Annotated in this window: 12 protein-coding genes, 1 tRNA gene and 1 pseudogene; 10 read left to right on the forward strand and 4 right to left on the reverse strand. The window is 39.2% G+C overall.

Annotation, left to right across the window (positions count from 1 at the left end):
* Positions 1 to 58 precede the first annotated feature (58 nt).
* The 4 genes from KV696_RS05290 to KV696_RS05305 all read left to right on the forward strand — a co-directional run bounded on the left by KV696_RS05290 (position 59) and on the right by KV696_RS05305 (position 3,260).
* Positions 59 to 1,210: an MFS transporter gene (locus tag KV696_RS05290; protein WP_219967048.1), complete on the forward strand. Its 1,152-nt coding sequence runs from the start codon at positions 59 to 61 to the stop codon at positions 1,208 to 1,210.
* 98 nt (positions 1,211 to 1,308) lie between these two features.
* Positions 1,309 to 2,058 (forward strand): tRNA pseudouridine(38-40) synthase TruA, encoded by a 750-nt coding sequence (gene truA, locus KV696_RS05295; RefSeq protein ID WP_023945460.1) that lies wholly within the window; start codon positions 1,309 to 1,311, stop codon positions 2,056 to 2,058.
* The gene (locus KV696_RS05300; RefSeq protein WP_023945458.1) at positions 2,048 to 2,821 is read left to right on the forward strand and encodes a bifunctional hydroxymethylpyrimidine kinase/phosphomethylpyrimidine kinase; all 774 of its coding nucleotides are present in this window, start codon (positions 2,048 to 2,050) and stop codon (positions 2,819 to 2,821) included. The genes truA and KV696_RS05300 overlap by 11 nt, the downstream gene beginning before the upstream one ends.
* On the forward strand, positions 2,799 to 3,260 hold the full coding sequence (locus KV696_RS05305) for an ECF transporter S component (protein ID WP_023945456.1): 462 nt from the start codon (positions 2,799 to 2,801) through the stop codon (positions 3,258 to 3,260). Before KV696_RS05300 ends, KV696_RS05305 begins: the two co-directional genes overlap by 23 nt.
* A gap of 101 nt (positions 3,261 to 3,361) precedes the next feature.
* Here the strand turns inward: KV696_RS05305 and KV696_RS05310 are convergent, their stop codons facing one another.
* The 4 genes from KV696_RS05310 to KV696_RS05325 all read right to left on the reverse strand — a co-directional run bounded on the left by KV696_RS05310 (position 3,362) and on the right by KV696_RS05325 (position 8,111).
* Positions 3,362 to 4,444 (reverse strand): M24 family metallopeptidase, encoded by a 1,083-nt coding sequence (locus KV696_RS05310; RefSeq protein WP_023945454.1) that lies wholly within the window; start codon positions 4,442 to 4,444, stop codon positions 3,362 to 3,364.
* A gap of 126 nt (positions 4,445 to 4,570) precedes the next feature.
* Entirely contained in the window at positions 4,571 to 5,353 is a 783-nt protein-coding gene (gene gatD, locus KV696_RS05315; protein WP_219967049.1) for a lipid II isoglutaminyl synthase subunit GatD, read from the reverse strand.
* Positions 5,353 to 6,696 carry a lipid II isoglutaminyl synthase subunit MurT gene (gene murT, locus KV696_RS05320; RefSeq protein WP_219967050.1) on the reverse strand — a complete coding sequence of 448 codons (1,344 nt, stop codon included), beginning with the start codon at positions 6,694 to 6,696 and terminating at the stop codon, positions 5,353 to 5,355. Before murT ends, gatD begins: the two co-directional genes overlap by 1 nt.
* 98 nt (positions 6,697 to 6,794) lie before the next feature.
* On the reverse strand, positions 6,795 to 8,111 hold the full coding sequence (locus tag KV696_RS05325; protein ID WP_173876410.1) for an FAD-containing oxidoreductase: 1,317 nt from the start codon (positions 8,109 to 8,111) through the stop codon (positions 6,795 to 6,797).
* A 329-nt stretch (positions 8,112 to 8,440) separates the two neighbouring features.
* Here KV696_RS05325 and cshA point away from each other — a divergent pair, with 329 nt between their 5' ends.
* The 6 genes and pseudogenes from cshA to KV696_RS05355 form a co-directional block, all read left to right on the forward strand.
* Positions 8,441 to 10,015, forward strand: a complete 1,575-nt coding sequence (cshA, locus tag KV696_RS05330; protein ID WP_219967051.1) for a degradosome RNA helicase CshA — start codon at positions 8,441 to 8,443, stop codon at positions 10,013 to 10,015.
* Between the two features lie 256 nt (positions 10,016 to 10,271).
* A complete protein-coding gene (gene codY, locus KV696_RS05335) occupies positions 10,272 to 11,060 on the forward strand; it encodes a GTP-sensing pleiotropic transcriptional regulator CodY (protein WP_120718906.1) in 789 nt (262 codons plus the stop codon).
* A complete protein-coding gene (locus tag KV696_RS05340; RefSeq protein ID WP_219967052.1) occupies positions 11,060 to 11,635 on the forward strand; it encodes a cysteine hydrolase family protein in 576 nt (191 codons plus the stop codon). The genes codY and KV696_RS05340 overlap by 1 nt, the downstream gene beginning before the upstream one ends.
* A 79-nt stretch (positions 11,636 to 11,714) precedes the next feature.
* Positions 11,715 to 11,800 (forward strand) — tRNA-Leu (locus KV696_RS05345).
* Positions 11,801 to 11,986: 186 nt separating this feature from the next.
* Positions 11,987 to 12,592, forward strand: a pseudogene (locus tag KV696_RS05350) (Rpn family recombination-promoting nuclease/putative transposase); the annotation flags it as partial.
* 351 nt (positions 12,593 to 12,943) lie between these two features.
* On the forward strand, positions 12,944 to 21,294 hold an 8,351-nt coding region (locus tag KV696_RS05355; protein WP_219967053.1), incomplete at its 3' end, for a YSIRK-type signal peptide-containing protein.

Raw genomic sequence — 21,294 nt, forward strand, 5'->3', positions numbered from 1 at the left:
CTTGTTTGATAACTATCAAAAAAGTAGAAGATTAAAGAGAAATATAGAAAGAGATTTCATGAAACAATTTTTAGAACGGGCCAGTATTTTGGCTCTCTCCCTCGTTTTGATTACGTCCTTTTCCATCTCGAGTGCCCTGCCAGCTATGTTTGACTATTATCAAGGCTATCCTAAGGAACAAATTGAGCTCTTGGCGAGCTTGCCTTCCTTTGGAATCATGATTATGTTATTACTAAATGGTTTCTTAGAAAAAATATTTCCTGAGCGCTTACAGATTAGTTTGGGCTTGCTGATTTTATCACTGAGCGGGACGGCTCCCTTCTGGTATCAAGCCTATCCCTTTGTCTTTGGAACACGGATTCTTTTTGGTTTAGGTGTTGGGATGATCAATGCCAAGGCCATTTCTATTATCAGTGAACGCTATCAAGGAAAAACGCGAATTCAGATGCTAGGGCTACGTGGCTCTGCAGAGGTCGTAGGGGCCTCTCTCATTACCTTGGCAGTCGGACAGTTGTTGGCTTTTGGTTGGACAGCTACCTTCCTAGCCTATAGTGCTGGATTTTTGGTGCTGACTCTTTATCTGCTCTTTGTACCTTATGGAAAAGAAAAGAAAGGAGTCAAGAAAAAAACGAAGGAAGCAAGTCGCTTAACTCGGGAAATGAAAGGCTTGATTTTTATCCTAGCTATAGAAGCGGCAGTTGTAGTTTGTACCAATACGGCTATTACTATTCGTATTCCAAGCTTGATGGTGGAAAGAGGACTGGGAGATGCCCAGTTATCTAGTTTTGTTCTTAGTGTCATGCAGTTAATCGGGATTGTGGCTGGTGTGAGTTTTTCTTTCTTGATTTCTATCTTTAAAGAGAAACTGCTCCTATGGTCAGGTATTACCTTTGGCTTAGGGCAAATTGTGATTGCCTTGTCTCCATCCTTGTGGGTTGTAGTGGCAGGGAGTATTCTGGCTGGTTTTGCCTACAGTGTAGCCTTGACGACAGTCTTTCAACTTGTCTCTGAAAGAATTCCAGCTAAACTCCTCAATCAAGCAACCTCATTTGCGGTTTTAGGCTGTAGTTTCGGAGCCTTTACGACTCCATTTGTTCTAGGTGCGATTGGCTTGATGACTCACAATGGGATGTTGGTCTTTGCCATTTTAGGATCTTGGTTGATTGTAACCTCTATCTTTGTCATGTACCTACTTCAAAAGAGAGCTTAGGATTGGTTTCCTAAGTTTTTCTTTTGAGTTTTTTGTACCCAGACAGTATTTATTTTAGAACCTTGTCTACAGATTAATTTCTTGATAAAATAGAAGTTATGACAAGATATAAAGCAACTATTTCCTATGACGGTTACGGCTTTGCTGGTTTTCAGCGCCAGCCTCATGCGCGTAGTGTTCAGGAAGAAATTGAAAAAACCTTGACTAGATTGAATAAGGGGCAAGCCATCACTGTTCACGGTGCTGGTAGGACTGATAGTGGGGTTCATGCTTTGGGACAGGTGATTCATTTTGACTTGCCCTATCAAATGGATGAAGAAAAACTTCGCTTTGCCTTGGACACCCAGTCCCCTGAAGATATTGATGTGATTTCGATTGAGCTCGTGGCGGATGATTTTCATTGTCGTTATGATAAGCATAGCAAAACCTATGAGTTTATTGTGGATAGAGGACGTCCCAAAAATCCTATGCGCCGTCACTATGCCACTCACTTTCCCTATCCACTCGATGTGGAACGGATGCAGATGGCAATCAAAAAGTTAGAGGGAACACATGATTTTACAGGTTTTACAGCCTCTGGAACCAGTGTGGAGGATAAGGTTCGCACCATTACAGAAGCTAGTCTCAGGGTTGAAGAGACAGGTCAGTTTTTGACCTTTACCTTTTCAGGAAATGGTTTCTTGTATAAGCAGATTCGCAATATGGTGGGGACACTGCTCAAAATTGGAAATAACCGTATGCCAGTAGAGCAGATTGACCTGATCTTGGAGAAGAAGGACAGGCAACTTGCAGGTCCCACTGCAGCACCAAATGGTTTGTATTTAAAGGAGATTCATTATGAAGAATAATCGTATTTTAGCACTTTCTGGAAATGACATTTTTAGTGGTGGTGGCTTGTCAGCTGATTTGGCCACCTATACCTTGAACGGCTTGCATGGCTTTGTAGCAGTGACTTGTTTGACAGCCTTGACCGAGAAGGGCTTTGAAGTCTTTCCAACTGACGATGTCATTTTTCAACATGAATTAGATAGCTTGCGTGATGTGGAGTTTGGGGGAATTAAGATTGGTCTTCTACCAACTGTCAGTGTGGCTGAGAAGGCATTGGACTTTATCAAGCAGCGCCCAGGAGTGCCTGTGGTATTGGATCCTGTATTGGTCTGCAAGGAAACGCACGACGTAGCAGTTAGTGAACTCTGCCAAGAATTGATTCGCTTTTTCCCTCATGTCAGTGTGATTACTCCTAATCTTCCTGAAGCAGAATTATTGGCTGGTCAGGAAATTAATACCTTGGAAGACATGAAAACGGCAGCGCAGAAATTACATGCCTTAGGAGCGCCAGCAGTCATTATCAAGGGAGGCAATCGCCTTAGTCAGGACAAGGCTGTGGATGTCTTTTATGACGGACAAACCTTTACAGTCTTAGAAAATCCCGTTATCCAAGGGCAAAATGCTGGTGCAGGATGTACCTTTGCCTCTAGCATTGCCAGTCACCTAGTCAAAGGTGATGAACTTTTACCAGCAGTAGAAAGCTCTAAGGCTTTCGTTTATCGTGCCATTGCACAAGCAGATCAGTATGGAGTAAGACAATATGAAGCAAACCAAAACAACTAAAATCGCCCTTGTATCCCTATTAACCGCACTCTCTGTAGTTCTAGGTTATTTCTTAAAAATTCCAACACCGACAGGAATTCTAACTCTTTTAGATGCGGGTGTCTTCTTTGCGGCCTTTTACTTTGGTAGTCGTGAAGGGGCTGTAGTCGGAGGATTAGCAGGTTTCTTGATTGACCTATTATCAGGCTATCCTCAGTGGATGTTCTTTAGCTTGGTCAACCATGGCTTGCAGGGATTTTTCGCAGGATTTAAAGGAAAAACTCAGTGGTTAGGCCTTGTCTTAGCAACGATTGCCATGGTAGGGGGCTATGCCTTGGGTTCAACTTTGATGAATGGCTGGGCTGCAGCTCTACCAGAAATCCTACCAAATTTCATGCAAAATATGGTAGGGATGATTGTAGGATTTATCCTTAGTCAAAGTATCAAGAAGATTAAGTAAAGAGGCTGAGTCAAAAGTCTTTCAAATAAGAAAAACGCATAGTATCAGGTGTTGAAAACTTGATACTATGCGTTTTATTGTGGGAATATTTTTGAAGAATATTAATCAAAATAAAGCAAATCTTTGCTGGTGCTTGTAAAGAGGTCAAAGCCATCCTTGGTAACAACACCACAGTCTTCGATACGGACACCTACTTTACCAGGGATATAGATACCTGGTTCAACAGAGAAGCACATTCCTTCTTCGATGACCAAGTCGTTTCCTTCCATGATGGATGGGAATTCGTGGACATCCATACCGATACCATGACCGAGACGGTGGTTGAAGTATTCTCCGTAACCAGCTTTTTCAATGACTTCGCGGGCAGCGCGGTCCACTTCATGGGCAGTTACACCTGGTTTGATAAAGTCAAGAGCAGCTTGTTGGGCTTCAAGAGTCAAGTTATAAATGTCTTTCTTGAATTGGTCAGGTTTGCCGACTGCGACTGTACGAGTCATATCTGACGCATAGCCGTTGACTAGAACACCCAGGTCAAAGAGGAGAAGAGCATCATTTTCAACCTTATTAGCTGCTGGAATACCGTGTGGATTTGCAGCATTATCACCAGTCAAGACCATGGTATCAAAGCTCATTTCATAGCCTTCACGTTTCATGGCAAAGTCAATTTGAGCAATGATATCTGTCTCTGTCTTATCAAGAGAAATATTATCAAAACCAACATTAACAGCCTTGTCCGCATAGAGACCTGCAACCATCATTTTTTGCACTTCGTCAGCTGATTTGATGAGGCGCATGCGTTGGATACGAGGTGTGAGGTTTTCAAACTCAGCAGTTTCAAAGACTATTTTCAAGCCATGATATTTGGTCAAGATGAGATTGTCAAACTCAACAGCGACACGTTTGAAGTCAAGTTGTGGAAGAGCATGTTTCATTTTTTGCCATGGATTTTCAGAATCCACATAGCCCACAACTGGGAAGGAAACTGTGCTAGTAGCACGCTCAACCTCAAGGGCTGGGACAAAGAGGAGGGGTTCCTGATCCGCTAGGACAAAAAGGAACATTTGACGTTCATGGGGATCACTGTAAAAGCCAGTGAGGTAATTGATTGTGACGGGGTCAGATACGACAGCGACGTCTAGTTTTTCTGATTCAAGATATGTTACGATTTGTTGTAATTTAGACATATGCTACCTTCTTTCTACCCCTCTATTTTGGCAAAAAATGAGAGAAAATGCAAGGGAGAAGGGTAAAAGAAAAGACAAAAAAACTCCGACAAGATAACGGAGTTCTTTGATATAGTTTTACTTTGTTTAAGAAAAGTCAGCCTTGCTTTTGACGTCGCTATATTCTTCAGCGATTTCTTGGCTGAGAATATCTTCATAAGCAGGGAGTTGGATGTCCTGACCGTATTTCTTCTTGAGGGCAGTAGTGACTAGGCGATAAGCTAGATTGGCATTACGAGAGAGGATAGGTCCGTGGAAGTAAGAACCAAAGACATTCTTATAATGAACCCCTTCACCGACCTTTTCTTCGTTATTTCCATTTCCATAGACAACCTGTCCCAGTGGTTTTTGGTCATCTGAGAGGAAGGTACGGCCCTGATGATTTTCAAATCCATAGTAGGTTTCATTGAAATCTTCATTGTGAATCTTGATGTCACCGATAAAACGGTTATTGGTCTGGTTGAGCGTGTAGTGGCCCATAACCCCTAGCCCTTCGATGCGTTTGCCTGAAGCTTCAATATAATATTGCCCCAATAGTTGGAAACCACCGCAGATAGCGAGAACCACACCGTCGTTTTGGATGTAGTTGTCAATGCTCTCTTTTTTAGCAGGTAGGTCGTCCGCAATGATACTTTGTTCAAAGTCTTGACCGCCACCGAAAAAGGCAATGTCGTAGTGATTTTCATCAAAGTCATCATGGAGAGAAACGATGTCAACCGTCACATGGGCTCCCAGCTTTTCAGCCACATACTTGAGCATGAGGATGTTTCCATTGTCCCCGTAGGTATTCATGAGGTTTCCATAGAGGTGGGCAATGTTGAGCTGATAAGGGTAATTGCCATCTTTTGAGGAAAGTGAAGTATAAACCATTAGTTCATCTCCTTTCTAACAATCTGACGACTAGCCAGCAGTTCGCGGAATTCCAGCATAGCAGTATAGGTAGCTAGGATGTAGGCATGCTTGCAGTCTTGGTTTTCAATTGTCTTAAGAACTTGCTCCAGACTACTTGTTTCAGTGATTTTCTCGGCTGGATAGCCTGTCACTCGGAGACGACGTGCGATTTCAGAATGACGAACACCGCCAGCGTTGATTTCAGGAATATCCATGTCAGTGATTTGTTCAAAATCCGCATCCCAGATCCAGCTGGTATCAATCCCATCCGCATAGTTAGCATTGAGGAGGACAGAGAGGCTAAATGGATAAGGAGCTAGTTTAATCATTTCGATAGCTTGGGTTGCACCGACTGGATTTTTAATTAAGATAAGGGTACATTCCTTGTTACCGATATGGAAGGTTTCTTGGCGTCCAAAGACAGCACGGCTCTTATCAAATCCTTGCTTGATGAGTTGCGAATCTGCGCCGAGGAAACGGGCGATGGCAACCGCAGCCAGGGCGTTGTAGATATTGTAGAGACCACCGATTTGAATACCGTATTCTTGGCCGTCAATGACAAAGCGAGAGCGATTGTTGGTCAACTCAACCAGTTCTGTCAAGCGACAGTCGAGATCAGGACGTTTACATCCACAGCTTTCACAGATATAGGCACCCAAGTTTGCATAGGTATTGTGTTCGTATTTGAGGATACCTTGACAGTCAGGACAGAGAATCCCTTCGGTATTATAGTGAGCCAGCTGGGCTGGTCCTTTCTCTAAGTCAAAACCAAAATACTCTACAGGATTTGGAATAGCTGGCTTGTAGAAAAGTGGACTGTCTCCATTAAGGAGAACAGTAGCCGTAGGCACCTTACGAATGGCATCCAAAATCATCTTGTAAGTTGTGTAAATTTCACCATAGCGGTCCATCTGGTCACGGAAGATATTGGTGATGACAAAAAGGCTTGGCTGGATATAGTCACAGATACGAGATAGACTGGCCTCGTCAATTTCTAGGACGGCAATATTTTTCCCAGTTTTAGAAGATTTGGCTGTTAAGAAGGTTGTCGCAATCCCTGTAATCATGTTGGCACCGCTTGGGTTGGTCAGAACTTGACCATAAACCTCTTTTAAAATGCCGACAGTGAGGGCAGTTGTCAAGGTTTTTCCGTTGGTCCCAGTGACCACGACAATCTCGTAGTTCTTAGCTAGGTTTTGTAAAATATCTTTATCAAATTGAAGGGCGACTTTCCCTGGGAGCGTACTTCCACGTCCAAGACGGCTTAAAACGAAGTGGGAAGAACGCCCAGCAAGAAGGCCCAAAGTAGTTTTTAATTTCATGTTTCTATTATATCATAAAAGAGGGAAAAGACAGATTTGAGGTTCCGCAGAAGTAAAAACAGCCCAAAGAGGGCTGTTAGTTAAGATGAGATTTGAACTTAAATCGCAAACAAGTCATTTAAGTTCTCAGCCAAGGTTGGGTGAGTGAAGATTTGTTTTGTGAAGTAAGTGTAAGGAATCTTGTTGTCCATAGCAACAGTGATGATGTTGATGATTTCTTGAGAGCCTTCTGAGAAGATGCTTGCTCCAAGAATTTCTTTTGTTTCAGTATTAACAACAGCTTTGAAAGCTCCGCGAAGATCTCCATTTACGTGACCACGAGGCATTGCTGCAACAGGAATTTCTTTAACGGCGTATGGAAGTTTCAAATCAGCTGCTTGGCTTTCAGTCAAACCGACTTGTGAAAGTGCAGGTGTGATGAACATAGTATTTGGTACATTGAGACGGTCTTCAAGTGTGTAGCTGCCATCTCCAGCAAGGTAGCTGTAAACAACACGGAAGTCATCAAGTGAAATGTAAGTAAATTGAAGTCCACCGTTGACATCTCCAACTGCAAAGACACCAGGAACGTTTGTTTGACAATGTTTGTCTACTTTAATAGCACCACGTTCAGTTAGTTCAATATCTGTATTTTCAAGTTGAAGTGGTTCTACGTTTGGTTTACGTCCAGTTGCGTAGAGAAGGGCATCGAAACGGTAAGTTTCGTTTTCAGTTACGACAAGGACTTGGTCACCGTCATTTTTAATTTCAGTAGTACGGATATTTTGAAGCAATTCAATACCGTCTTCTTCCATGTATTGTTTAGCAAGAGCTGCGATGGAAGGTTCTGCACGAGGAAGGAAAGTATCCAAGGCATCTAGAACTGTGACCTTACTTCCAAGTTTGTTGTAAAGGCCGGCAAATTCAAGACCGATATTTCCACCACCAAGGACTCCAAGGTTTTCAGGCAATTTGTCCAAGTTTTGGATACCTGTTGAGTCAAAGACGTTTTTGCTTGTAGCAAGTCCAGGGATTGGCAAGACGTTTGAAACAGCACCAGTGTTGATGACGATTGTTTCAGCAGTCAGTTCTTTCTTTTCATCACCAGCTTGGATTTCGATGACTTTATTTGAAAGGAAGTGAGCTTCCGCATCAAAAATATCTACGCCTGTACCAGCAACAGTAGCATAGTTTTTACCGTTGAGGCGACCAGTGATAGTGTTTTTGGTAGCAATGACTTCTTCAAAAGGCAAGTCTTTCTCAGCAGCAACCAGCAAAGTTTTAGTTGGGATACAACCGATATTGATACAAGTTCCACCGTACATAGCTTTGCTACGTTCAACGAGGGCAACTTTTTTGCCAGCTGAAGCCAATTTACCTGCTAGTGTTTTACCAGCTTTACCAAATCCAATAACAATTAAATCGTATGTTAACATTTATCTTCCTCCTATTTGAATTACATTCTAGCACAAGAAAAAAACTTTTGCACAATTCTGCTACGCTTTAAAAAAGTTTATGAAATAGTGGAAAGTTTAACTTTATTCTCTCAGAAAAATCGTTTACATGACTTTATCGACGGATTGGGCTATCTTTTGCTCTGGTCTTGTGTTATACTAGATAGGTTGCAAAGAAAACAGTACTTTTCTTTTTTGGAAAAGAAGCAACACGATTTTGTATCTAGTTATATGAAAATACGTCATAAAAAGAAAAGTATAAACTAAGCCCTATAGGGTGGCTTCGCACCACCTTTAGAAAGAAGAATAACGTGAAATTTAATGAATTAAACTTGTCTGCTGATTTGCTAGCAGAGATTGAAAAAGCTGAATTTGTACAAGCCAGTCCCATCCAAGAACAAACTATTCCCTTGGCTCTTGAAGGTAAGGACGTTATCGGTCAAGCTCAGACTGGTACAGGAAAAACTGCAGCCTTTGGCTTGCCAACCCTTGAAAAAATCCGTACAGAAGAAGCGACTATCCAGGCCTTGGTCATCGCTCCAACTCGTGAATTAGCTGTCCAAAGTCAAGAAGAACTTTTCCGCTTTGGTCGCAGTAAGGGAGTCAAGGTTCGCTCAGTATATGGTGGATCAAGCATCGAAAAACAAATTAAGGCTCTTAAATCTGGTGCCCATATCGTGGTGGGAACTCCAGGTCGCCTCTTGGACTTGATTAAACGCAAGGCCTTGAAATTACAAGACATTGAAACCCTAATCCTTGACGAAGCTGATGAAATGCTCAACATGGGCTTCCTTGAAGACATCGAAGCGATCATTTCTCGTGTTCCTGAAAACCGTCAAACTCTACTCTTCTCAGCGACTATGCCAGATGCTATCAAACGTATCGGTGTTCAGTTTATGAAGGAACCTGAGCATGTCAAGATTGCTGCTAAGGAATTGACAACAGAATTGGTTGACCAATACTATATCCGAGTCAAAGAACAAGAAAAATTTGACACCATGACTCGTCTCATGGATGTGGAACAACCAGAACTTGCTATCGTATTTGGTCGTACCAAACGCCGTGTGGATGAATTGACTCGTGGTCTGAAAATTCGTGGCTTCCGTGCAGAAGGAATTCATGGTGATTTGGACCAAAACAAACGTCTTCGTGTCCTTCGTGACTTTAAAAATGGGAATCTTGATGTTTTGGTTGCGACAGACGTTGCAGCGCGTGGCTTGGATATTTCAGGTGTGACTCATGTCTATAACTACGATATTCCACAAGATCCTGAAAGTTATGTTCACCGTATCGGTCGTACAGGTCGTGCTGGTAAGTCAGGTCAATCTATTACTTTCGTATCACCTAATGAAATGGGCTACCTCCAAATCATTGAAAACTTGACCAAGAAACGCATGAAAGGTCTCAAACCTGCAAGTGCAGAAGAAGCCTTCCAAGCTAAAAAACAGGTAGCTCTCAAGAAAATCGAACGTGATTTTGCAGATGAGACTATCCGTAGCAATTTTGAGAAATTTGGCAAGGATGCTCGTAAACTAGCTGCTGAATTTACTCCAGAAGAATTGGCAATGTATATCTTGAGTCTGACTGTTCAAGATCCAGATAGTCTGCCTGAAGTGGAGATTGCGCGTGAAAAACCACTGCCGTTTAAACCATCAGGTAATGGCTTCGGAGGTAAAGGTAAGGGAGGTCGTGGAGGCCGTCGTGGGGACGACCGTCGAGACCGTGATCGCCGTGGCAATGGTCGTCGTGATGATTTCAAAAAAGGAAGTCGTGGCAATGATCGTTTTGATAAGGAAAAACGTTACCGTAAGGATAATAAAAAACCACGCAATACTTCAAGTGAAAAGCAAACAGGCTTTGTTATTCGTAATAAGGGCGATAAATAAGAAAAAGCGGTTCAAAATGAATCGCTTTTTCATATAAGGAGACCGAATGGAAAAAGAAAGATAAATAAAATATATATATTATCTTTTTGTAATATTATAATACACAAAAATAGGGAGCTTGTCAATAGAAAAGAAGCAATTTAATTAAAAATATTCTTGTTTTTTCAAATTGCAATTAAATAAGCAATTTTCAGATAATAATTGAAAATTTAAGCTGTTTATGTTATAATGATAGCGATTAAATTCGAGGTGAAAAATGGCACATTTATTAGAAAAAACTAGAAAAATTACTTCTATCCTGAAGCGCTCAGAAGAGCAGTTGCAGGAAGAACTTCCCTACAATGCGATTACCCGTCAATTGGCAGATATTATTGACTGTAACGCCTGTATCGTCAATAGCAAGGGACGTCTCCTTGGTTATTTCATGCGTTACAAAACCAATACAGATCGTGTAGAGCAGTTCTTCCAAACTAAGATTTTCCCGGATGAGTACATTCAAGGTGCGAACATGATCTACGATACAGAAGCCAATCTGACGGTTGATCATGATTTAAGTATTTTCCCTGTGGAGAGTCGTGCAGACTTTCCAGATGGTTTGACGACTATTGCACCGATTCATGTATCAGGGATTCGCCTTGGTTCTTTGATTATTTGGCGCAATGATAAAAAATTCGAAGACGAGGATTTGATCCTTGTTGAGATTGCCAGTACTGTTGTTGGGATTCAACTCCTTAATTTCCAACGTGAAGAAGATGAGAAAAATATCCGTCGCCGTACTGCTGTTACCATGGCGGTTAACACCCTTTCTTATTCAGAACTCCGTGCTGTTTCAGCAATTTTAGGGGAATTAAATGGAAATGAAGGCCAGTTAACCGCGTCCGTGATTGCAGACCGTATTGGAATCACCCGCTCTGTGATTGTCAATGCCCTTCGTAAACTTGAGTCTGCGGGAATTATTGAAAGTCGCTCACTTGGAATGAAGGGAACCTATCTTAAGGTCTTGATTTCAGATATTTTTGAAGAAGTGAAGAAAAGAGATTACTAATGACTAAGGCTTTAATTTCGATTGATTATACAGAAGATTTTGTTGCTGATAGTGGAAAATTGACAGCAGGCGCTCCAGCTCAGGCAATTTCGGATGCCATCAGCAAGGTGACTCGACTTGCTTTTGAACGAGGAGATTACATCTTCTTTACCATTGATGCTCACGAAGTAAACGACTGTTTCCATCCAGAAAGCAAGCTGTTTCCTCCTCACAATTTGATTGGGACTAGTGGACGGAATTTATACGGAGATTTGGGGACCTTTTATCAAGAGCATGGTTCAGACAGTCGTGTCTTTTGGATGGATAAACGCCATTACTCAGCTTTTTCAGGGACTGATCTGGATATCCGTTTGAGAGAGCGGAGAGTGTCTACCGTTATCTTAACAGGTGTCTTGACGGATATCTGTGTCCTACATACAGCTATAGATGCCTATAATCTAGGATATGACATCGAGATTGTTCAACCAGCTGTTGCTTCCATCTGGCCTGAAAATCACCAATTTGCCCTAGGTCATTTCAAAAATACACTTGGAGCTAAGTTGGTAGATGAAAATCTAAATGAAATTTCAGAGTAATTTGGTTGATGAAATGAAAAATTTTGAAAAAAGTGTTGACAAGCATCCCAAAAGTTGATATACTAGTAAAGTAATCGACGCGGGGATGGCGGAATTGGCAGACGCGCAGGACTAAGGATCCTGTGACCGCTTTAGGTCGTGAGGGTTCAAGTCCCTCTCTCCGCATAGGATAAGAGTTAGCTTAGGCTAGCTCTTTTGTTTTTTATTGGGCTTATAATATCTATGGTGGGCGTCCATCGCTTTCAGATAAATTTCTCCTAATTCTCTCTACTTTTTCCGAATAAATAGATAGAGCCATAGAATCTAGTGAACCTAGATTTAAAACTATGGTATAATGAAAGGAGAAGAAATATGACTTTACGTCATCCGGGCATTAGCCCGACCAATGATTTGGTAGCTAAGAAAATTTTCAGCAATCCAGAAATCACTTGTCAATTTATCCGCGATATGCTGGACTTACCAGCCAAAAATGTAACCATTTTGGAGGGGAGCAATATTCATGTCTTGCCTTCCCTGCCGTACTCGGCCCAGGATTTCTATACCAGTATTGATGTCTTAGCTGAACTAGATAATGGAACGCAAGTAATTATTGAAATTCAAGTTCATCATCAGAATTTTTTCATCAATCGCCTCTGGGCTTACCTGTGTAGTCAGGTCAATCAAAACCTAGAAAAAATTCGTCAACGAGAAGGTGATACTCATCAAAGTTACAAACACATCGCACCAGTATACGCTATCGCAATCGTGGATAGTAACTACTTCCAAGATGATCAAGCTTTCCATAGCTTTAGTATGCGCGAGGACACGACAGGTGAGGTTTTAACCATCACCAATAACGGTCAAGAAAACCATCTAGTCAAGATGGCATTCTTGGAATTAAAAAAATACAGAGAAACCAGCAAAGACAAGGTTCGCAAGCCGTGGTTGGAGTTTTTCGGGAACAAGCCCTTTACCCAATAATAAGCTTTCATCAATCCGCTGTCTATAAAATGTAAGGATAGGCAGTCGACCATTTAAAATAAAATAATGACAGATTTTTCCGAAGTAAAAGGTGAGATCTGTTTTTTTATTTATATTAAATTTTATAGTTTATGTATCCGAAATATAAGTATAATAACCGTTGCATATATATATATATATATATAATTCTTGAAAAATGCTCATAAACACGATTGTTGTAGTATTTTTTTTAAAAATAAACTTTATGTAAATACTTGATTTCGAATTGTAAAAGTATTAATATATTTTTGAGATATTATGTTTCAAAGCTATTTAGCTAATCAGTTGAAACAATGAAAGGATATGCTTATGTTTGGTAAAAAGCGTGATGATAATGGTGAAAAACTTTACCGTTATTCTATAAGAAAGTACCATTTTGGTGCTGCTAGTGTCGCGATTGCGGCGCTCATCTTTTTTGCGAATGGAGTAGCCAAGGCGGATATGCCCGTCTCTCCCGCGACAGCCAACACTGAAAAAGTGGGGGTTGCTGTTACTGGTTTGACTGAGGGAGTTCCACCTACAGAGGGACATTCAGAAAAATCACAGGAAGTAGGATCTGAGAAAGATGTAGTTACTAATAAATTGGTGGATAAGTCTGCTCTTAATCAGGCTCTTAGTGACCTCCAAGCAGAGATTGCTAAGATAGATAATGGGAAGTTGTCACGTCTAGCTAGTCAGATTTCTCAATTAACTGACGAAAGCAAACGTTTGCTTGGAGACGAAAATGCATCTGAAGAGGCAGTTGCAACCTTAGTGGGTCGAGTTCAAGCTATGACAGAGCAGGTACGTCAGCTCCAGTCTAAAGAGAATGGAAAAGAAGTAGAAGATAATAGCTTGAATTCTAAGCAGGATTCTATATCTGATAAAGATAATGAGAAAAATACTCCGGCTGTCAAAGATAAAATAGTAGAAGATAAAAGAACTGCTGTTTTGAATAAAAAGAGCACGGAATTATCTGCAGGTACCGAAAGTAAAACGATTACTGTATCTGAGGAATCGTATATAGTGAAAGAAGGGAAAGTTAAGAAAGAATTACCGACCTATACTAATGAAGGTGATGGAGTTTACAAATTAAAAGATGAGTTAGAATTTATTTATAAAACTCTTGAAAAAGCTGGGGCAGATCAATCTAAGATTCAAGCAACAAAAGAAGCTTATGATAAATTTAATGAGGTATTTAGCCGGGGAGAAACTATTAGTCAAGAGGATTTTGAAGCTGCTGTTCTCGATCTTAAGAAATCTCGTGATATTATCGAAAGTGTACTTAAGGATAAATCTAGTCAAGCTTCCGTAGATGAAATGATAAATTCTCAACCGCGTAGTAGCGATGAAGAATTACCTAGTAGAAATAGAGGACGGACTAGAACAACGCGTACGGTACGTGAAGGAAATGTAAATTATACTAACTCAATAGAATCTTTCTTCGAAGATGGAAAAAAAGGAGACTCACCATACGATAAGTATACTTATATATTCTATTCTAGAAGACAGGTTAATGCTATCGATAATGCTGATAGACGTGTTGATGAAGCTAGAAATCAAATTTATGCTGATGTGACTCCTACTGATAGTGGCTTTAAATGGGATATTTATATTAATCGAAGTAAATATGATTTAAGTGATTCAGTTGCCTGGTTTACAATACCTAATGGCCAGAATTTGAAGAGAGGAAGCGTGGATATATCTTGGAAGAGTGCTACAGGAGGATATGCGACTTCTCCTAATGATGGTACTATCGCTGGAGCTCTTAGAGCAGCTGGGTTTAAAAATGTAACAGAAGGTACCCCTCAAGATTCGCGAGTTGATAAATCGGGGAATAGTACGGTAAATAAAAAGTATTATTCTGGGGATTTAAGAGCGCTATCTCATAGAGGAGGGATAACGGGACAAGATCCTTATAAAAAGCACTTAGAAACTCCAGAGGAAACAAGATTAGCAGAAGAAAAATTTGGAATTATTGAAAAAAGTAGGGGGAAACTGTTTTATTTTGAGCCAAATCAGGATTTGAAAACGTATCATCTTTCTTTTGAAACTACAGGGAATAATAACATTAATACATTGGCGTATGCTGTAGGGATGAAGGGAGAAAGAACGGATGATGATAAACCTAGCTATAAATCTCGTTTCCTTGTAAACCAATGGTATGCTAGAACTCCTGGAGAAAAAGATGCTACAGATAGCTTTAAATTTAAAATTGTAGGTAATGGTTATTTTAAGATTGATTTAAATACTGTAAACGCACTTTTTGCTCCTGGTCATAACACTTATACACAGACAAAAAATGGAATTACCTATATAAATCATCGTGATTATATGAATGATCCGCTTGCTAGGGATTCAAAAGGTAATCCACAGGTGAATGGTGTATTAACGTATAATGACGTTGAGGCAATGACCGACTATAACGGCATAGATATGACTTCTTATGGAGTATATTATGATGAAGCTGGAAGACTTATCCCTAATGAAGCTCCAAATGGACAAGGCGCTAAGGCACAAGCTGGTGCTAAAGGGCAACAATTCACGTTATTTAAAGAAGCTAATGGAACTTTTAGAACACTTACTAGAGAAGAATTAACTTTTGATGCAATTGGTACACCAGGCGTGCACACATACTTCTATAATCGTTCATTTAATGATGGCTCTCATGATAGAGGGAAATTTAGTTTTGTTACCAAGCCTAAGAAACCGACTCTAACGACCGATTTGACGCGCCAAGCTGGTAAAATCATAAATATTAAAGCTGGTAACGGAACCAATGGTTTTGAAATGAGGTTATATAAACGTGAGGCTAATGGTTCTCTGACAGTAGTGAATGGTACAAATGGACAACCTCTGACAGCCACTGCTGGAGCTGACGGTGTTGCGACCTTTAATAATGTTAAAATTGAAGAAGCGGACTATGTTGTAAAAACTGTTGTTGAAGGTACATGGATTGACTATGATAACACTCGTCATAGCACAGTCGAATCAGATGCATCGGATAGAAAAACCGCAACGGACGGAGTTCCGCCTACAGTGAAATTAATCAACAGAACGGATGGAAATAAAGAGGTAGAATTATCAGATAATGAAAACAATCTTCCTACAGTAACTGTATATCGTGGTGCAGTTTTAGAATTACCATTGAAATACTATGACAATGCGACAACAGGTAAGATAAACATCAGTTATGTAAATAATAATGGTATTCCTCGTGGAGTATGGTTCAATAAAGATATTAATGCAAATCAAAATGTAAACATTTCAGAAACTGGTAAGACTGAAAAAGCACAAGGCGAATATACTGTTCGCGGTAGAGTAGCAGCTGATGCAAGGCTAGGAACTAGTGTTGTAACTTTAAAAGTATCCGATGATTCAAATAACAATGTAGACAATGGAAACAAAAAACTTGTTAAGTTTAAAGTTCGTGTAGTTGATTTAGAATTTGAAAATAGAGGTACAGAAGTTAATGCTACTACTCGTGCGGATGTCTTAGGTTTGGGTGAAAATAGTGTAGATCCGAATAATTATTTAAGAACAACAGATGGAGAAAATGTTCATAATGATAGTTATTTCCCTAGTGGCATGAAATTCCGTTATTTAAACGGTAAAAATCTTAGTGAAACAGTTTCTTTTGATAAGATTGGTAAACACTCTGTTAAGGCTAGAGCGTATTTCCCTGATGATCCTAGGGCTAAAGAATTACCAACGAACCCAAATGATCTAACAGGTGATACTAGCCCAGTAGCAAGAAGAGGTTACTTGGAAAGGACGATTGAATTTAACGTTCGTCCAAATGCTCCAACATTAACGGATGCACAATTCTATGGTACAGCAGGGAGAAGACCAGATGTAACTGTAAGTGGTCTTCCTACTGATTCACAACTTCAAAATGGAGCAAGTGTAACGGTTGAACTTTATCAAGGTGACAGAAAAGTAGCTAGTAAGATTGTTTCAGAGAGAAATGGTTCAACAACGTTTTCTGCTAGAGATTTTTCTGCAGATTTGACAGAAGGGCAACAAGTTCATGCAGTTGTAAAAGTAGTAGGAAATTCAAATTCAAATTCTTATACAGTAAATTCGAATAATAGTAATAGTGCTACGGTAACTGGAAGAGTTGCGCTTAATAATCTAGCTGAAGGTAAAAAAATCGTACAAGTACAAGATTTGAATAGAAACGGTGTACTATCAGAAGCTGAAAAAAATGCTATTAAAAATGCAATCTTGGAAGCAAATAAAAATGGTGTACTACAAGGTAAGAGTGTTAATGATATTAATATTTCAGCAACAGGTTTAATCACAGCGGTTGTAAGAGGTAACAAAGTGGCAGAACTGCAAATTGATCCTAAGACAGGTGTGGTTACTAGATTTGCACATATTCGTGATGATTATGATATTTCATTCCCTAGTGGCTCTGAAGGTAAAATACGTCCAACAGATCCTGGGTTTGAATGGAGTGCAGATCATAAGAGTTTAATTTATAAATTTGATGCAACAGCAGGTGATAGGAATGCTATCATTAACACAAACGACATTTTGAAAAAACTTACAGCAACTCCAAAAACTAATAAAGCTACTGGACAACCTTCATTAGCAGTAGTACATGGTACTGATAAAGCTAATGGAGAAGGCAACAGAGATAATTATCGCCGTGATGGAAGAACAGGGTATTTCTATCACAACAATAGTAGCGTTAATATGCTAGATATAGTTGATCCATCGAATTATGGAGGAAATGTACAAGTTGATAATACAGCTAATAAACTTGTGGCAGTTAACAGAAAAGATATCAATAATGGAAATATTGTAGGAACTACTTTAGGTAGTGATACAATTTCTGCTGCAAATGGTGCACAGGCTATTACTTTCAACAATGTTGTTAAAAAGGCAAATGGTACGTCACTAATTGTAAAACAACAATTATATCTAATGCCGAAATATACAAATGATCAGTTATTACAAGATCGTGGCAATACAAAAGAAAATAATACCAACGTTATCAATGTGTACTTTGTACCTGTTGATCCAACTAAGCCAGATGTAACTCGTTCGACTACGAATAATTTATCAACTACAAGTGATCAAGCAAATCGTTTAGCTGAAAATACATCATTCAAGAACCTAGCCAAAGTAACAGATAACTACGACAAAGATGATGTGACAAATGATACTAGTAATACTGTTCGTAGCAAGTTAAATATGTGGGTTAAAACGGGTAACACTAAAACGCTCATTGTAGAAAATGGAGTTGAAAAAACAGATGTCATTACACGTCTGAAAAAAGAAGTTAACCCGGCGACTTATGAAGTATTTGCAAAAACAACAGATGCTTCTGGTAATAAGAGTCACGGAGATAATAGCGATGGTCAAAGTCTTGGTTTCTTTAGAGTTGGATATAACCTAGTTGCACGTCAGACAATTAATGTTGTACGTGGGGAAAGTATTTCTGCAGGTGACTTGAAGACATTTATTCAAGTTCGAGAGGGTAATACGCTTCAAGATTTACCACAAGGTGCAACTGTCACAGCTGCTCTCGAAACTAACAGTATAAGAAATGGAAAAGAAGAGACAAAAACGGTAGAAGCGACTGTTAATTTCGGAGAAAATAGAACTCAAAAAGTTACTTTAACTTATAAAGTTTTAAATACATTCCCAATTGCTCGTACGCTTTATGATTTTAAAAATCCAGATACAGCACGTAGTGGAGGTTCATCACTTTATTATCATAATGGAGGAACTATTCCTGATGGAATGACTTGGATTTATAAAGGAAGTGATAATGTTGAGAAAAGAGGAGATGATTTTTCAACGGCTCTTTCAAAAGATTCAGTAGGTTCAACAAGTTATACATTTGGTGGTAAGTATAACTATGGTCGTTTTACAAATAGTCCAACAACAGGTAATCTAGAATATACAGAGCGAGTTGTTCATAAAGTGTTTGATATTACTGACAGTAATGGAGTTACAGTGAATAAAGGAGATGCTCTAACTACTGATCAAGCCAAGGCTGCAGTCAAAAAAGTTGATGGTTCGGAAGAATTACCAGCAGGAACAACTTACGAATGGGTAGGTAGTATAGATACAAATACTCCGGGAGTAAGAACTTATAAAGTAAAAGCTACTTTACCAGTATCTCAATCAGGCAATGATGCACAACCAGGAGCAACGCAAGTAAGACCATCTAAGACAATTAATGTAACAGTTAAGGTGAGACCAACTGCTCCAAGAATCGAAGCGCAAACTAATGGGGATGTTATAATAACTCCTGCAAAAGAGGCTCAAGTTAATAAATTTGAATTCAAATATACGAATGCAAATAAAGATAATCCTACGAATCAAACAGTAACAGCTACAAAAGTAAATGATAGATGGACGCTAAGCGGACAACCAACAGATGGTGTAGAAATTGACCATGCTTTAGGTACTGTTACAATTAAAGACCGTGAAATTAAAGATAACGCAGATATAACAGCAAAAGCTGTAACAACGGATAGCGTAGAAAGTAATTTAAATACGAGAACAACGCTTGCAGGAGAAAGAGTACTACCTAAATTTACATTTGATGAAACTAATACAACGGTGGATGAGAATGGAGAGCGTATAGTTTATGTAACTCCAACAGAAAGAAACAATTTTAAATTAGGAACATTTACTGACGAGTCTGGAAAATTGATTGAAGCAAGACTTTCAGAAAAGAATAATAAAGGAAACGAATTAGCTTATGGATTGACATATTCAGAGAAGTTTACTAGAACACCGAATACAGAAAAAGCTTCACCAAGAGATATTATGATTACAGGTGTTCTTGACAAAACAAATAATGGAGCTAATTGGACTAATGGATTCCCAATAGTAACAAGATATGCTGTAGCAACGGATGCTTCAGGTAATGAGTTAAGAAATCAAAGTGATACACCATTGAATCCAACACGTGTAGTATTTAAGGTTCTTACTCAAGCAACAAAATATGTGCCAACAGTGGAAAAACAATTGATTAGTAAAGATATTACTGCTTCAGGGGCAAGCTTGTCAGAAGAGGATATAGCTTCACTAAAAAATAAACTCAAATTTACAGCTGAAAAGGGCACAGTGAAGATAGATAAAAATACACCTAAATTACAATTAACAGTAACGAATCGTAGTGTACAAAAAGATACGGCAGGATACTATGTGTCAGCTACAGTAACATATCCAGACGGTTCAAGTGAAGAAGTAAGAGTACCATTAACAACAACTAAAGCAAATCTTTCACATCCAGAAATTGGTGAAGTTTCTATTAAAATGCCAAAAAATGAGTCTGAAAGAGATAAAGTACCCGCAGAACAACGTGGAGAAGTTATTAAACATATTAGCTATCCTACAGGAGAGCCTGTACCAAATAATAAAGCAATATTGAATGAAGGTAGTATTACAACTGAGAAAGGGGAAAAAGTTGTCACAGTTCAGTTAACTTATGATGATACTTCGACAAAAGAAGTGAAAGTTCCGTTGTTAGAAGTAAATCCGATGACGATTAGCAATATCCCACGCGAGGGAGAAAATAGTGTATCAATCATAGCTAACAATAAAGTTGAGGTTGGAGATAAGATATATGTAAACCATAATAATCGCGAAGTAGTATTCACAAAAATAGCTACAGGATTTAATGCTAGTGATGCAAAATATAGACTGACAGGAAATGGAGAAGATTTAGAGTTTGCATTAGCAAACGATGATAAATTCCATGTAGGAGAGGTTATTAAAACTCATATAGAGAGTCATAAGAATAATGTTGTTAGTTCTGTAGCAACTGAAACTGTAGTAGGGTTTAATACTGTTAAGAAAACTCCGGTTGTTGATCTGGAACATTTAAGTTCTGAAGAAATACTAAAGGTAAAAGAAGCAATTAGAGAAGCACATCCATTGATAGATTTAACAAAATTAGAAGTTAGCAATGATGGAGTTGTTAAATATAATTATATCAATGGAGATGGACAACCAAATGTATTAACGCTTTGGAAACCGATTGTACAAAAACCTGCTAAACCTATCATTCAAACTAATTTAAAAGGTAAAGCCAATTTAAATACACTAGTTGATGTAGAAGTAACGGTAGATCCAAGTAAAGGGACTGATTTAACAGCAATCTTATATGATAAGAATAATCATGAAATTGGTAGCGGAAAAGTAAATTCGGAAGGAAAAGCAACAATTCATGTATCAACTCCAATTCCAGTAGGAACAGTTACAGCAAAAGTAAAATCTAATGAAACTACAGAAATAGATAACTACTCAGATAGCAGTGATGCAAAAGAAGTAACACTAGAAGAAAGTAAAGTACCAATATTTACAGTAGGTAAGCAAAATCCTGAGACTGGATCAGTTGAGATAACAGTTGTTGGGGAAGGTAATTATAATTATCCAAACGGAACAAAAGTGACATTACCAGGAGTTGCTGGTGAAAAAGTTATTAATAATGGAAAAGTAATTCTAACTAATAATGATTTACCAGCGCAAAAAACAACAAATAAAGGAACAGTTACAGAAGAAAACAAACTACCAAAAGACGGAAACGCCGTAGAAGTTCCAGCGCAGTTGAAAGATGGAGACACAGCAACGATTAAGTTCGAGCAAGATCCAACAACCGGTGAAGTGACGGTAACCGTAAGTAAAGCGAATGGCGGCACTTACGCAACAGG

The organism is Streptococcus humanilactis, from assembly GCF_019448275.1.
Taxonomy (GTDB): Bacteria; Bacillota; Bacilli; order Lactobacillales; family Streptococcaceae; genus Streptococcus; species Streptococcus humanilactis.

Bases quoted from the DNA above. Each gene is read 5' to 3' on its own strand.
- KV696_RS05340 (WP_219967052.1), top strand. From the start codon at position 11,060: ATGACTAAGGCTTTAATTTCGATTGATTATACAGAAGATTTTGTTGCT.
- KV696_RS05305 (WP_023945456.1), top strand. From the start codon at position 2,799: ATGAAGCAAACCAAAACAACTAAAATCGCCCTTGTATCCCTATTAACC.
- KV696_RS05310 (WP_023945454.1), bottom strand. From the start codon at position 4,444: ATGTCTAAATTACAACAAATCGTAACATATCTTGAATCAGAAAAACTA.
- KV696_RS05290 (WP_219967048.1), top strand. From the start codon at position 59: ATGAAACAATTTTTAGAACGGGCCAGTATTTTGGCTCTCTCCCTCGTT.
- codY (WP_120718906.1), top strand. From the start codon at position 10,272: ATGGCACATTTATTAGAAAAAACTAGAAAAATTACTTCTATCCTGAAG.
- gatD (WP_219967049.1), bottom strand. From the start codon at position 5,353: ATGGTTTATACTTCACTTTCCTCAAAAGATGGCAATTACCCTTATCAG.
- KV696_RS05325 (WP_173876410.1), bottom strand. From the start codon at position 8,111: ATGTTAACATACGATTTAATTGTTATTGGATTTGGTAAAGCTGGTAAA.
- KV696_RS05300 (WP_023945458.1), top strand. From the start codon at position 2,048: ATGAAGAATAATCGTATTTTAGCACTTTCTGGAAATGACATTTTTAGT.
- murT (WP_219967050.1), bottom strand. From the start codon at position 6,696: ATGAAATTAAAAACTACTTTGGGCCTTCTTGCTGGGCGTTCTTCCCAC.
- truA (WP_023945460.1), top strand. From the start codon at position 1,309: ATGACAAGATATAAAGCAACTATTTCCTATGACGGTTACGGCTTTGCT.